Raw genomic sequence first — 13,575 nt, forward strand, 5'->3', positions numbered from 1 at the left:
GGCAATTGATCACGCTATCAAAGAAGGAATTCTGTCACGCCTTGTCATAAAAACGTGCTGTTTGCTGTGATCCCATCAACGCATCTCACCCCGATGTCGCTCGATTACAGGAAGTCATCCATGTCGCAGCTCTCCCGACTGATGCTGGCCGCAGGCCTTGGCATCGCGCTCAATCTATCCATGGCCGCCACGGCAGGCGCAGCGTCCGAGGTCACCGGCGCCGGCTCCACGTTTATTTATCCGGTGCTGTACAAGTGGGCGACTGACTACAACCAGAAGACCCAGATCAAGGTTAACTACCAATATATCGGCTCTGGCGCAGGCATTGCGCTGATCAAGGAAGGCGCCGTGGATTTCGGTGCGACCGACCGGCCGATGAGCTCGGCAGACCTGCAATCCTTCGGGCTGCAGCAATTTCCCTCGGTGATCGGCGGCATCGTACCGGTCATCAACGTCGCCTCGGTCAAACCCGGCACCCTGAAATTCACAGGCCCAGTGCTGGCCGACATCTACCTGGGGAAGATCAGCAAATGGAATGACCCGGCCCTCGCCGCCCTCAACCCGGGCGTGAAATTGCCTGACGCGAAAATCAGCGTCGTGTACCGCTCGGATGATTCCGGCACCACGTTTAACTGGGTCAGCTATCTGGCGAAGGTCAGCCCGCAATGGAAGAGTCAGCTCGGGGCAGGCGCATCGGTGCACTGGCCGGTGGGCATGGGCAGCAAGGGCAGCGAGGGCGTGGCGACGTACGTGAAACAGGTGCCGAACTCGATCGGCTACGTCGAGTACGCCTACGTCAAACAGCAGAAGTTGAATTATGGGCTGTTGCAGAACGCTGCCGGCACGTTCGTGACGCCGAGCACCGAAAGCTTTCAGGCGGCAGCCGCGACGGCAGACTGGAAAAACGCGAAGGATTTTGACCTGTCGATGCTCGACGCGCCGGGGGAAAACGCTTACCCGATCACCGCCGCGACGTTCATCGTGATGTACAGGCAACCCAAGGACGCTGATCGTCAGAAGACCGTCCAGGATTTCTTTCGCTGGACGCTGGAGAGCGGGCAGGAACACGCACGCTCGCTGGACTTCGCGCCGATCCCGGATGACCTGAGGAATCAGATCGAGGCGTACTGGGCTAATCCGCCCAAGGCTCAGTGAAAGCCAGAAACGAAAAAAGCGTCCCGAGGGACGCTTTTTTGTAGCTTCAGCGCGAGTGGCGTTGAAGCGGTATTTTCTGCCCGGATACTGCTTAGGCGAAAATGGTCGGGGTAAGGGGATTCGAACTCCTGACATCCTGCTCCCAAAGCAGGCGCGCTACCGGACTGCGCTATACCCCGGTGAAACATGAAAACACCCTAAGGCGTTTCCAGAGCGGGTGACGCGAATGGCGTCACTCCCTAAGATCCAACCCGATGAAGCCAGGTCAAAAATGGTGGGTCGTGTGGGATTCGAACCTACGACCAATTGGTTAAAAGCCAACTGCTCTACCAACTGAGCTAACGACCCAAATAATGGTCGGGGTAAGGGGATTCGAACTCCTGACATCCTGCTCCCAAAGCAGGCGCGCTACCGGACTGCGCTATACCCCGACGGTACTACCTCTTGAAATTGGCTCCGTGACCAGGACTCGAACCTGGGACCCAATGATTAACAGTCATTTGCTCTACCGACTGAGCTATCACGGAACGATCTTTTCAAATCTATCAATTTCAGATGCAGCGTTTGACGCGCTTCAACACAACAAATTCAGTAATTTCGCACCAAACGAATCTGGCGTTTACCTCACTGAACCTACCGCATTTTCAGCCTCTTCGACCTGTCTGCATCGCTGCGTTCACGTCTCTGAGGCGCGCTATTCTACATTTCCAGAAACACCTGTCAACCCTCTAAATTGCTTTCAAGACAATGATTTGCGAATTTTTTGCGGATCGCCCTCAACCTCGCGAAAATCTTGCGCTCGGCGAATAAATCACCCCGCATAAAAAAGGGCCCCCATCAGGAGAGCCCGTTGCGTTTCTATATAGAAGTGCGGATCAGCCGAAGACGATCTCGTCGTCCTGCACCGTGCCTCTGATGCTGGTGCCAGGCATGAAGCCACCCGACAGAATCAACTGAGCCAGCGGGTTTTCGATCCAGCGCTGGATGGCCCGCTTGAGCGGCCGCGCGCCATACACAGGGTCGTAGCCGACAGCGATCAGCTTGTCCATCGCCTCGCTGGACAGCTCCAGCCCCAGATCGCGCTCCGCCAGACGCTTGCGCAGGCGGCCGAGTTGGATCTCGGTGATGCCTGCGATCTGATCGCGGGCCAGCGGTTCGAAGATCACCACTTCATCCACCCGATTGATGAACTCCGGACGGAAGTGCGTGGTGAGCGCATCCATGACCGCCGCGCGCTGCCCTTCCCGATCGCCCACCAGCTCCTGGATGCGAGCCGAGCCGAGGTTGGAGGTCATGACGATCACGGTATTACGGAAATCCACCGTACGCCCGTGACTGTCGGTCAGACGCCCGTCTTCGAGCACTTGCAGCAGGACGTTGAAGACGTCCGGGTGCGCTTTCTCGACTTCGTCCAGCAGGATGACCGAGTAAGGCTTGCGGCGTACCGCTTCGGTCAGATAACCGCCCTCTTCGTACCCGACATAGCCAGGTGGCGCGCCGATCAGACGAGCCACGGAATGTTTCTCCATGAACTCAGACATGTCGATGCGCACCATGGCCTCTTCGGTGTCGAACAGGAACTCCGCCAGCGCCTTGCACAGCTCGGTCTTACCCACACCGGTTGGGCCGAGGAACATAAACGAGCCGCTCGGACGATTCGGGTCCGACAACCCGGCACGCGACCGGCGCACCGCGTTGGCCACGGCGACGACCGCTTCGTTCTGGCCGATCACCCGCTGGTGCAGCAGCTCTTCCATCTTCAGCAGCTTGTCACGCTCGCCTTCGAGCATCTTCGAAACCGGAATGCCGGTCCACTTGGACACGACTTCGGCAATCTCTTCCTCGGTCACCTTGCTGCGCAGCAACTGGTTTTCCGGCTTGCCGTGCTGGTCGACCATCTGCAGGCTGCGTTCCAGATCGGGAATCACGCCGTATTGCAATTCGGCCATGCGGTTGAGGTCGCCCTTACGCCGCGCCGCTTCCAGTTCCTGGCGGGACTGCTCGATCTTCTGCTGGATCTGTGCAGAACCGGTCACTTCCGCTTTTTCAGAGGTCCAGATTTCTTCGAGGTCGGCGTATTCCCGCTCAAGGCGCTGAATCTCTTCCTGGAGTTTTTCCAGGCGCTTGATCGCGGCCTCGTCGTCTTCCTTCTTCAGCGCCTGCGCTTCCACCTTCAGCTGGATCAGGCGACGTTCAAGACGGTCGAGCACTTCCGGCTTGGAGTCGATCTCCATGCGGATGCGGCTGGCGGCTTCGTCGATCAGGTCGATGGCTTTGTCCGGCAGTTGCCGGTCGGTGATGTAGCGGTGGCTGAGCTTGGCGGCCGCAATGATTGCGCCGTCAGTGATCGCCACCTTGTGGTGAACCTCATAGCGCTCTTTGAGGCCGCGCAAGATGGCGATGGTGTCTTCTTCGCTCGGCTCATCCACCAGCACTTTCTGGAAGCGACGCTCGAGGGCAGCGTCCTTCTCTATGTATTGGCGGTACTCGTTGAGCGTCGTGGCGCCCACGCAATGCAACTCACCCCGGGCCAGCGCCGGCTTGAGCATGTTGCCGGCATCCATCGAGCCTTCGGCCTTGCCGGCACCGACCATGGTGTGCAGCTCGTCGATGAACAGGATGATCTGCCCTTCCTGCTTCGACAGTTCGTTGAGCAGGCCTTTCAGGCGCTCTTCGAATTCGCCACGGAACTTGGCACCCGCGATCAGTGCGCCCATGTCCAGCGACAGCAGACGCTTGCCTCGCAGCCCGTCCGGCACTTCGCCGTTGATGATGCGCTGGGCAAGGCCTTCGGCGATGGCGGTTTTACCCACGCCAGGCTCACCGATCAGCACAGGGTTGTTCTTGGTCCGACGCTGCAGTACCTGGATGGTCCGACGGATCTCGTCGTCGCGGCCAATCACCGGGTCGAGCTTGCCTTCCTCGGCGCGCTTGGTCAGGTCGACGGTGTACTTGTCCAGCGCCTGACGGGATTCCTCTGCGTTCGGGTCGTTGACGGCATCGCCGCCCCGCAGGTTGCTAATGGCGTTTTCCAGGGCTTTCTTGCTGACGCCCTGGCCGAGCAGGAGCTTGCCGAGTTTGCTGTTCTCGTCCATCGCGGCGAGCAACACCAGCTCGCTGGAGATGAACTGATCGCCCTTCTGCTGAGCCAGGCGATCGGCCTGGTTCAACAGGCGCGCCAGGTCCTGCGACATGTTCACGTCGCCAGTCGGGTTCTGGATCTTCGGCAGTTGGTCGAGCTCTTTGGTCAGCGCGGTGCGCAGGCTGTTGATATCGAAGCCCACTTGCAGCAGCAAAGGCTTGATCGAACCGCCCTGCTGCTCAAGCAGCGCCTGCATCAGGTGCGCGGGTTCGATAGCCGGATGGTCCAGGCCCACCGCCAGTGATTGAGAATCCGAGAGAGCGAGTTGTAATTTGCTGGTTAAACGGTCAATACGCATTCTTCACCTTCCTATATGGGCAGGCCGGAGCAATGAACACACCTAATAAAGAAAACCTGCCAGATGATTCTTTAGATGCGGTCGATTAGGCAGGATTCAAGCGCGCACTGGTTGACATGGGTCAACATTAGCTTGAAGGAGAGGATTCGGGAGGAATGAGTGGAGCGGCGGAGGCTACCGGGCTTCGACCCAGACAAGCGAAGCGAAGCGTCCAGTGCGTGCGCCACGGCGATAAGAAAAGAAGCGCTCATCGTTATAGGTCGAAAAACCGCCGCCGTAGACCGCTGTGACACCGTGGGCAGCGAGACGCAGACGCGCCAACTGATAGATGTCGGCCATGAATTTGCCGGCGTTGGCGCCCGGCACGAACGCATCGGCCGTCTCGGGGTGCATGGCTATAAAGGCTTCACGCACTTCGGGACCGACTTCGAATGCCTGCGGCCCGATGGCAGGGCCAAGCCAGACGAGGATGTCGGATGACGCATCGGCAAAACTGTCCACAGTCGCCTCAAGCACACCTGCCGCCAGACCGCGCCAACCTGCATGGGCAGCGGCGACCTGAGTACCGGCTTTGTTGCAGAACAGCGCCGGCAGGCAATCAGCCGTCATGATGGTGCAGGCAACGCCCGGGGTTCGGCTCCAGCTGGCATCAGCCTGAAGTACATCTGCCGGTGCAGCCTCGACGACGTCAATACCGTGAACCTGCTTCAGCCATGCAGGCTGAACGTGCAGGCGTGTGGTCAGCGCCGAACGGTTGTGTGTAACGGCTGCCGGATCGTCATCAACGTGATCGCCGAGATTGAAGCTGTCGAACGGCGCCACACTGACACCGCCCGAACGCGTCGTGACGCACGCTTTGACACCCGCCGGCGCAGGCCAGTCGGGAATCAGCCAGTCCGTCACGCGCTCAGTCATCCGATGAACGCTTCGCGGTCTTGCTTGAGCAGGGTCAGCAGCCAGACAAAGTCGTCCGGCAGCGGCGATTCCCAGCTCATGGGCTTACCGGTCGTCGGATGATCCAGTTCAAGGAAACGCGCATGCAGCGCCTGACGCGGGAAGTGTTTCAGCGATTCGACCATGGTGACACTGGCTGCAGGCGGAATACGGAAACGACCGCCGTAGGCAGGATCGCCGACCAGCGGGAAGTTGATGTGGGCCATGTGTACGCGGATCTGGTGGGTGCGCCCGGTTTCCAGCTTCACCCGCACGTGGGTGTGCGAACGGAAACGCTCCAGAACCCGGTAGTGGCTGACCGCAGGCTTGCCGCCTTCCATGACCGCCATGCGCTGACGCTGCTGGCCATGACGACCGATGGGTGCGTTGATCTTGCCACCCGAGGTCACCACGCCGATGACGATGCACTCATAGATGCGGCTGACGCTGCGATTCTGCAGCTGGGTGACCAGTTGCGTCTGCGCCTGGATGGTCTTGGCGACCACCATCAGACCGGTGGTGTCCTTGTCCAGGCGGTGCACGATGCCGGCACGCGGGACATTGATGATGTCCGGCACGTGATGCAGCAAAGCGTTGAGCAGGGTGCCGTCGGCATGACCTGCTGCCGGATGCACCACCAGACCGGACGGCTTGTTGATCACCAGGATCTGGTCGTCTTCGTAGACGATATCGAGCTCGATGTCCTGCGCGATCCACTCGCCCTGGGCTTCCTGCTCGGCTTTGAGGAGCAGAACGGCGCCGCCATGCACGATGTCACGCGGGCGCAAAACGCCGCCATCCACAGTCAGGCGGCCGTCTTTGATCCAGGCGGAAAGGCGCGAGCGCGAGTGCTCTGCGAATAGTTGGGCGGCGACTTGGTCGAGGCGTTGACCGCCCAATTCGGACGGCACCTCTGCGCGGAGTTCTATGATCTCAGACATGCTCAAACTAGGAGGTGGCACTGGCCTTTGGTTTCGGCTGTGCGCTTGTGGTTAAATACGGCGTCTTTTGTCCCGGGGGTTCCACGGGGCGCCCATCATAACAGGACGGTCCTGCGCAAGACAGCAGGCCGTTATAGGGACGCAAGCCGCCATGCAAGTGAAACACCTGCTGCTGATAGCCATCCTCGGACTTACTGTTGCCTGTTCTTCGAAGAAAGAAGTCATCGACGAAAACCTCAGTGAAGTCGAGCTGTACCAGCAGGCGCAGGCCGATCTGGACAACAACAGCTATAACAGCGCCACCGAGAAGCTCAAGGCGCTGGAGTCGCGTTATCCGTTCGGTCGCTATGCTGACCAGGCGCAACTCGAGCTGATCTACGCCAACTACAAGAATGGCGAGCCCGAGGCTGCCAAGTCGGCGGCCGAGCGTTTCATTCGTCTGCACCCGCAACACCCGAACGTCGACTACGCCTATTACCTCAAGGGCCTGACCTCGTTCGACCAGGACGTCGGCATCATTGCCCGCTTCCTGCCGCTGGATCAGACCAAGCGTGATCCGGGCGCTGCTCGCGATTCGTACAACGAGTTCGCCCAGCTGACCAGCCGCTACCCGAACAGCCGCTACGCCCCTGACGCCAAGCAGCGCATGATTTACCTGCGCAACCTGCTGGCCGCCTACGAGATTCACGTTGCCGACTACTACCTGACCCGTCAGGCTTACGTCGCAGCGGCCAACCGCGGTCGTTACGTTGTCGAAAACTTCCAGGAAACCCCATCGGTCGGTGACGGCCTGGCGGTCATGGTCGAGGCTTATCAGCGTCTGCACCTGGACGACCTGGCTGACACCAGCCTGGAAGTCCTGAAAACCAACTATCCGGATCACCCGCAGCTGGTAGATGGCAAGTTCGAAGCGCGCACGGCAGAAGCCGACAACCGCTCCTGGCTGTCCAAGGCGACCCTGGGTCTGATTGAAAGCCGTCCGCCGCTGCCGCCAGGACAAACCCGCGCCAACCAGGACGTGATCAAGCAGTATCAGGACGCCAAGGAAGCCATCCCTGCCGAACTGTTGCCTGAGAACCAGTCGGCTGACGAAGAGAAGAAAAACGATGACGACGACGGCACGCCGAAAAGCCGCTCGATCTTCAGCTACATGACCTTTGGCCTGTTCGACTGATTCAGTCCCTGCCAAACGTCAGCTATAAGAGGCCCTTCGGGGCCTTTTTTCATGCCCGACCACTTTCCGACAGCATCCGGCGATGGAGATGACTGTGCGCCCGACATCCGCTTGGCTACACTGCGCGCTCTTCACTTCATAAGCTGACAGACATGATTCGCTTGATTATGTGGCTCGCCCTGATTGTGGCGGTCGTCTGGTTTTTCAAACGCTTGGTCAAAGGGCCTGCCCCACGCCCGAACCGCGCAACGCCGGAGCTCGACGCAGCGCCCATGGTGCGTTGCGCGCAATGTGGCGTGCATATCCCTCGCGATCGCGCGCTGAGCCAGAACCAGCAATGGTATTGCACCGAAGCGCACCGTTTGCAGGGCCCCGTTGCACGTGACCGCTGATAGCCTGTCGCTGGCGACGCCTCAGGCCCAACGCATCCTGCGGCTATATCACCTCTATCGTCTGAGCATCGGCGTGCTGCTGGTGCTGCTGATCTCCAGCAGCCTGGACGCCGAATTGCTGGAGCTGGCCGACATCGAGCTGTTCCGCATCGGCTGTTGGCTGTATCTGGTCTTCAACATCCTTGTCGTGGTGCTGCTCGAACGCCCGAGCCGTCAGGGGCAACTGTTCTCCCTCGCCATGGCCGACACGCTGATGCTGGCGGCGCTGTTCTACGCCGGGGGCGGTGCACCGAGCGGCATTGGCAACCTGATCATCGCCTCGGTGGCAATCAGCAATGTGCTCCTGCGCAAGCGAACCGGCCTGCTGATTGCCGCCCTGTCAGCCATCGGCATCATCTATCTGACCTTCTACATCAGCTATCACAAGCCCTCTGCCGCCAACCATTTCGTGCAGGCCGGCTCGCTGGGCGCCCTGTGTTTTGCGGCGGCACTGCTGGTTCAGGCCCTGTCACGCCGCTTGCAGCTCAGTGAAGACATCGCCGAACGTCGCGCCGCTGACGTCGACAACCTTGAAGAGCTCAACGCGCTGATCCTGCAGCGCATGCGCACCGGCATTCTGGTGCTCGACGAGGACCACAAGGTACTGCTCGCCAACCAGAGCGCGCTGAATTTGCTGGGCCACGAGCGCTTGCTGGGCGAAATCGTCGACGCCTATTCGCCGCAACTGGTCGAGCGCCTGGGTCAATGGATGACCAACCCGTCGATGGCCCCGCGCAGCATCACCACTTCGGCCATTGGTCCGGTGCTGCGTCCGGGTTTCATCCCACTGGCACGCGGCAGTCATCGCCACACGTTGGTATTTCTCGATGACCTGTCCCAGATTTCCCAACAGGCCCAGCAGCTCAAACTGGCCGCGCTGGGCAGACTGACCGCCGGTATTGCCCACGAGATCCGCAACCCGCTGGGCGCCATCAGTCATGCCGCGCAACTGCTGCTGGAATCGGAGGAACTGACCGCGCCGGACCGGCGTCTCAATCAGATCATTCACGACCAATCGCGGCGGATGAATCTGGTGATCGAGAACGTTCTGCAGCTGTCTCGTCGACGTCAGACCGAACCCCAGCTGCTCGATCTCAAGCAATGGCTGGAGGCGTTCGTCGTTAACCTTCGGGATGAGCTGACGGCGGGTCAAAGCGTGCATCTGGACATCGGCGCAGGCGTGCTCAGTACGCAGATGGACGCCGAACAATTGCAGCAGGTGATGAGCAATCTGGTGCAAAACGGTTTGCGCTACAGCGGCCAGCTCCACGAACACGCGCAAGTTTGGCTAAGGTTGTTTCAAGCCCCGTACAGCGAACTGCCGACGCTGGACGTCCTCGACGACGGACCGGGTGTTGCCGAAGAGCATCTGGCGAAAATCTTCGAACCCTTCTTCACCACCGAAAGCAAAGGAACCGGCCTGGGCCTGTATCTCTCGCGCGAGTTGTGCGAAAGCAATCAGGCGAGCCTCAATTACATTCCACGGGAAGGCGGCGGAAGCTGCATGCGAATGACCTTCGCCCATCCGTTCAAGCTGAGCTGAACATGAGCCAACGGCAAAAGATCCTGATCGTCGACGATGAGCCGGACATTCGCGAGCTGCTGGAAATCACGCTCGGTCGGATGAAACTGGACACCCGCAGCGCGCGCAACGTCAAGGAAGCCCAGGAGTGGCTGGCCCGCGAGCCGTTCGACCTGTGCCTGACCGACATGCGCTTGCCCGATGGCAACGGCCTGGAGTTGGTGCAACACATTCAGAAACGCCACAACCAGGTACCGGTGGCGATGATCACCGCCCATGGCAGCCTCGACACGGCGATCCATGCACTGAAAGCCGGCGCGTTCGATTTCCTGACCAAGCCGGTCGACCTGACACGGTTGCGTGAGTTGGTGTCCAGCGCCTTGCGCCTGCGCACCGCGCCTGCCGAAGAAAATCGCATTGACCATCGCCTGCTGGGCAGCTCCCCGCCGATGCAGGCGCTGCGCAAGCAGATCGCCAAACTGGCGCGCAGCCAGGCGCCGATCTACATCAGCGGCGAATCGGGCAGCGGCAAAGAACTGGTCGCCCGGCTTATTCATGAGCAAGGCCCGCGCGCCGAGCAGCCGTTTGTGCCGGTCAATTGTGGCGCGATCCCTTCAGAGCTGATGGAAAGCGAATTCTTCGGACATCGCAAAGGCAGCTTCACCGGCGCCCATGAAGACAAGCCCGGGCTGTTTCAGGTCGCCCACGGCGGCACCCTGTTTCTCGATGAAGTGGCTGACCTGCCGCTGGCGATGCAGGTGAAACTGCTCCGCGCGATCCAGGAAAAGTCCGTTCGCGCCATCGGCGGTCAGCAGGAGCAAGTGGTGGATGTTCGCGTGCTGTGCGCGACCCACAAGGACCTTAATCAGGAAGTGGCTGCCGGGCGTTTCCGGCAGGATTTGTATTACCGACTGAACGTCATCGAGCTGCGCGTGCCGCCGTTGCGCGAACGTCGCGAAGACATCGAAGAGATCGCCAACAGCGTACTGCGCCGCCTGACCGAGTCCGCCGGTGAGCCAGCGACCGTCCTACCGCCCCATGCGCTGGCGGCCCTCAAGGGCTATCGCTTCCCCGGCAACGTGCGCGAGCTGGAAAACATGCTTGAGCGGGCATACACGCTGTGCGAAGACGATCAGATCGACACCGCGGACCTGCGCCTGGCCGAGCCATCACGCCCCGCCGAGGAGAACGGCCCGAGCCTGGCCAACATTGATAACCTGGAAGACTATCTGGAAAGCATCGAGCGCAAACTGATCCTGCAGGCGCTGGAAGAAACCCGCTGGAATCGCACGGCGGCAGCGCAGCGTTTGAATTTGACGTTCAGGTCGATGCGTTATCGGTTGAAGAAGTTGGGATTGGAGTGATGGATTACGCCGCGCTGGGCAGGTCCCAAAAAGGGACCTATCGTTCCCTTTTTGGGACTTATCTAGACAGATCCCTATGAACATCGGCGACGCGCTCTTCACCACGACTCAGCAACGAGTGCTGGGCCTGCTCTTCGGCAATCCGGAGCGGAGCTTCTATACCAACGAAATCAGTCGCTGGGTCCAGGTCGGCAAAGGCAGCACAACTCGTGAGCTGGAGAAATTGCACTCAGCAGGTTTGCTGACCGCAACCCGGCAGGGCAACCAAATCCATTATCAGGCGAATCCTGAAAGTCCGGTGTACCCCGAACTGGTTGGCCTTGTGCGCAAAACATTCGGCACGCCGATCACCTCCGAGTGGAGTTGCTGCCTTTCGCAGACCAGATTCAGCGAGCGTTTATCTACGGCTCGGTTGCGAAAGGGACCGCCAACACATCCAGCGACATAGATCTGATGCTGATCGGTGAAGGCGTCAGCTACAGCGAAGTGATGGAGCGTATGATCCCGCTCGAAGAGATGCTGGGCAGGCCCATCAGCCCAACGCTCTACACGCCGTCGGACTGGAAAGCGAAGCTCGCCACCGGCAACAGCTTCGTGACCCGAGTGGCAGAGCAGGAAAAGATCGACATCATCGGAAGCGATTAGGGAGAACCCACGGAATGGGCAACGAGCCTTTGGCGAACTTGGTACGTACCGGCGGATTGAAAGCCGAGCCTGCTGACAAGAACGAATATCGGACTGGTCCGCTCGGCCCTTGATAGGCTGTTGGACGCTCATAATTCCGCTCTTTCATACGCCAGCCGTTTTGATCTGGCCTATAACGCTGCACACGCAATGGCGCTGTCGGCACTGCGCCTGAAAGGATACCGGTCGGACCGCCGCTATCTTGTGTTTCAGTGCCTTCCACACACGCTGATCTGGATAAAGTGCGGGTACGGCTCTCTGCGCTTTGCCACGAGCGCAGAAACCTCGCTGAGTACGAAGGCTACATGGATATCGATGACGCGTTGCTCGCGGAGCTACTCACGAGTACCGAAGCACTTCGAGGGCTACTGGCGTCGGAGATGGCCGCTCATGGTTTCAGTCTCCCCTCTGGCGCATAAGGCGCTTCATCAATAATCGGCACTTCCCCGACCAGCAAATCCGTCAGCAACTGACACGACGCCGGCGCCAGCACAAGGCCATTGCGGTAGTGCCCGCAGTTCAGCCACAGGCCTTGATGATTTGGCACCGGCCCGATGAATGGAATGCCGTCAGGCGACCCCGGTCGCAACCCCGCCCAGTGCCCGACCACGTGCGCATCCGCCAGAGCCGGGATCAGTTCGATCGCCGAAGCTTTCAAGCTTTCCAGAGCATTTTCAGTGGGTGTCTTATCAAAACCTTCGTGCTCAAGCGTACTGCCGATGAGGATATGCCCGTCACGCCGAGGGATCGCGTAACGACCCTTGGCGAGGATCATGCTCGGCAGAAAGTCGGCGGCGCACTTGTAGAGGATCATCTGGCCTTTGACCGGCTCAACGGGCAGCGCCAGCCCCAATTTGCCGAGCAGATCACCGCTCCATGCACCGGCGGCCAGCACCACGCTGTCGCCGAGCACATCGCCCCCGTCCGTCGTGACACCCAGGACGCGATCACCTTCGCGCACAAAGTCGATGACCTGGCAGTGCTCGCGAATCACCACGTTGGGCAATGCCAGTAACGCAGCCTTGAGCGACTTGACCAGACGCGGGTTGCGCACGTTAGCGACATCGGCCATGTGCACCGCACGTGAATACCCGCCGCCCATGACGGGCACGGCGTCGTAGACCGCAGAAATATCCACCGATGTCAGCGGACGATTCACACGCGCTGCCCATTCGAGCGCCTCTGCTTCGTCGTCGAGATCCAGCCAGTAAAGGCCGGTCTTGTGCACTTGCGGATCGATGCCGGTCATTGCCAGCAAGCGCTCGGCGAGCTGCGGATAAAAATCCTGCGACCAGTGCGAGAGTGCCGTTACGGCGGGGCTGTAGCGCCACGGGTAAAGCGGAGACACAATGCCGCCACCGGCCCAAGAGGATTCCTGGCCGACTTCCGATCGGTCGATCAGCGTTACGCTTCGGACTTTGGAGGCGAGGTTGAAGGCGGTCAGAAGGCCGATGACGCCTCCGCCGATGATGACTATGTTTTGATTTAGCACGACGGCCACGGCCTGTTCATCTGCATGGATTCAACGGCCCCAACAGTCTTTATTCGACAGCCCGGTGGAGTTGGTGCGCACGCCGGTATTGGTGATCTGGAAGGTGCCGCACTTGTCGCCGTTCATCATGGAGGCGGGGACAGGCGTCGCGGTCAGCGTAAAGTCCATACCAGTAGTAGCGTTCGAATAGGCAATGGCAACGTTGTACCAAGCATTCCCAGCGACTGGCACGTTCAGATAACTGCCGGTTTTGGTAAAAGCGCGTTCCAGAATCTGGCTCTGCTCCATGAGCAACCCGGCAATCTCGGTACGGTGAGTGCGCCGCACGTACTCGGTGTAACTGGGGTACGCGATCGCCGCGAGAATACCCACAATGGCCACCACGATCATCAGTTCTATGAGGGTGAATCCTTTCGATTTACTGCCCATCATTTTTTCT

The 13,575-nt window shown here is 59.8% G+C and carries 10 protein-coding genes, 4 tRNA genes and 2 pseudogenes; 7 read left to right on the forward strand and 9 right to left on the reverse strand.

The features are described 5' to 3' along the window. Nucleotides 1-120 precede the first annotated feature (120 nt). Nucleotides 121-1,155, forward strand: coding sequence for a phosphate ABC transporter substrate-binding protein PstS (pstS, locus tag SLW75_RS26125; protein WP_410935816.1), 1,035 nt, complete (start codon nt 121-123; stop codon nt 1,153-1,155). A 102-nt stretch (nt 1,156-1,257) separates the two neighbouring features. Here pstS and SLW75_RS26130 read toward each other — a convergent pair. The 7 genes from SLW75_RS26130 to rluD all read right to left on the reverse strand — a co-directional run bounded on the left by SLW75_RS26130 (nt 1,258) and on the right by rluD (nt 6,469). Continuing rightward, nucleotides 1,258-1,334: transfer RNA gene (locus SLW75_RS26130), tRNA-Pro, on the reverse strand. Nucleotides 1,335-1,427: 93 nt separating this feature from the next. Then, nucleotides 1,428-1,503 (reverse strand) — tRNA-Lys (locus SLW75_RS26135). 6 nt (nt 1,504-1,509) lie between these two features. Continuing rightward, nucleotides 1,510-1,586, reverse strand: a tRNA-Pro gene (locus SLW75_RS26140). Nucleotides 1,587-1,606: 20 nt separating this feature from the next. Next, nucleotides 1,607-1,682: transfer RNA gene (locus tag SLW75_RS26145), tRNA-Asn, on the reverse strand. A gap of 348 nt (nt 1,683-2,030) precedes the next feature. Next, nucleotides 2,031-4,595: an ATP-dependent chaperone ClpB gene (gene clpB / locus SLW75_RS26150; RefSeq protein ID WP_065987654.1), complete on the reverse strand. Its 2,565-nt coding sequence runs from the start codon at nt 4,593-4,595 to the stop codon at nt 2,031-2,033. 174 nt (nt 4,596-4,769) lie between these two features. After that, nucleotides 4,770-5,498 carry a peptidoglycan editing factor PgeF gene (pgeF, locus tag SLW75_RS26155; RefSeq protein ID WP_410935841.1) on the reverse strand — a complete coding sequence of 243 codons (729 nt, stop codon included), beginning with the start codon at nt 5,496-5,498 and terminating at the stop codon, nt 4,770-4,772. Between the two features lie 8 nt (nt 5,499-5,506). Beyond that, a complete protein-coding gene (rluD, locus tag SLW75_RS26160) occupies nt 5,507-6,469 on the reverse strand; it encodes a 23S rRNA pseudouridine(1911/1915/1917) synthase RluD (RefSeq protein ID WP_410935817.1) in 963 nt (320 codons plus the stop codon). 151 nt (nt 6,470-6,620) lie between these two features. Here rluD and SLW75_RS26165 point away from each other — a divergent pair, with 151 nt between their 5' ends. The 6 genes and pseudogenes from SLW75_RS26165 (at nt 6,621) to SLW75_RS26190 (ending at nt 12,063) form a co-directional block, all read left to right on the forward strand. Next, entirely contained in the window at nt 6,621-7,643 is a 1,023-nt protein-coding gene (locus tag SLW75_RS26165) for an outer membrane protein assembly factor BamD (protein ID WP_410935818.1), read from the forward strand. Between the two features lie 152 nt (nt 7,644-7,795). Then, nucleotides 7,796-8,035 carry a PP0621 family protein gene (locus SLW75_RS26170; RefSeq protein WP_410935819.1) on the forward strand — a complete coding sequence of 80 codons (240 nt, stop codon included), beginning with the start codon at nt 7,796-7,798 and terminating at the stop codon, nt 8,033-8,035. Then, complete coding sequence (locus SLW75_RS26175; RefSeq protein ID WP_410935820.1) at nt 8,025-9,617, forward strand: sensor histidine kinase; 1,593 nt, start codon at nt 8,025-8,027, stop codon at nt 9,615-9,617. Before SLW75_RS26170 ends, SLW75_RS26175 begins: the two co-directional genes overlap by 11 nt. A gap of 2 nt (nt 9,618-9,619) precedes the next feature. After that, a complete protein-coding gene (locus SLW75_RS26180) occupies nt 9,620-10,960 on the forward strand; it encodes a sigma-54-dependent transcriptional regulator (protein WP_192133137.1) in 1,341 nt (446 codons plus the stop codon). A gap of 76 nt (nt 10,961-11,036) precedes the next feature. Beyond that, nucleotides 11,037-11,605 (forward strand): annotated as a pseudogene (locus SLW75_RS26185) (nucleotidyltransferase domain-containing protein). 14 nt (nt 11,606-11,619) lie between these two features. Next, nucleotides 11,620-12,063 (forward strand): annotated as a pseudogene (locus tag SLW75_RS26190) (hypothetical protein). Here SLW75_RS26190 and thiO read toward each other — a convergent pair. Both thiO and SLW75_RS26200 read right to left on the reverse strand, forming a co-directional pair. Next, the gene (gene thiO, locus SLW75_RS26195; protein WP_410935842.1) at nt 12,033-13,136 is read right to left on the reverse strand and encodes a glycine oxidase ThiO; all 1,104 of its coding nucleotides are present in this window, start codon (nt 13,134-13,136) and stop codon (nt 12,033-12,035) included. The pseudogene SLW75_RS26190 and the gene thiO overlap by 31 nt on opposite strands. Nucleotides 13,137-13,166: 30 nt before the next feature. Further along, complete coding sequence (locus SLW75_RS26200; RefSeq protein ID WP_410935843.1) at nt 13,167-13,565, reverse strand: type IV pilin protein; 399 nt, start codon at nt 13,563-13,565, stop codon at nt 13,167-13,169. Nucleotides 13,566-13,575: the final 10 nt, after the last annotated feature.

The sequence above is a fragment of the Pseudomonas sp. W5-01 genome (assembly GCF_046540435.1).
Taxonomy (GTDB): Bacteria; Pseudomonadota; Gammaproteobacteria; order Pseudomonadales; family Pseudomonadaceae; genus Aquipseudomonas; species Aquipseudomonas graminis_B.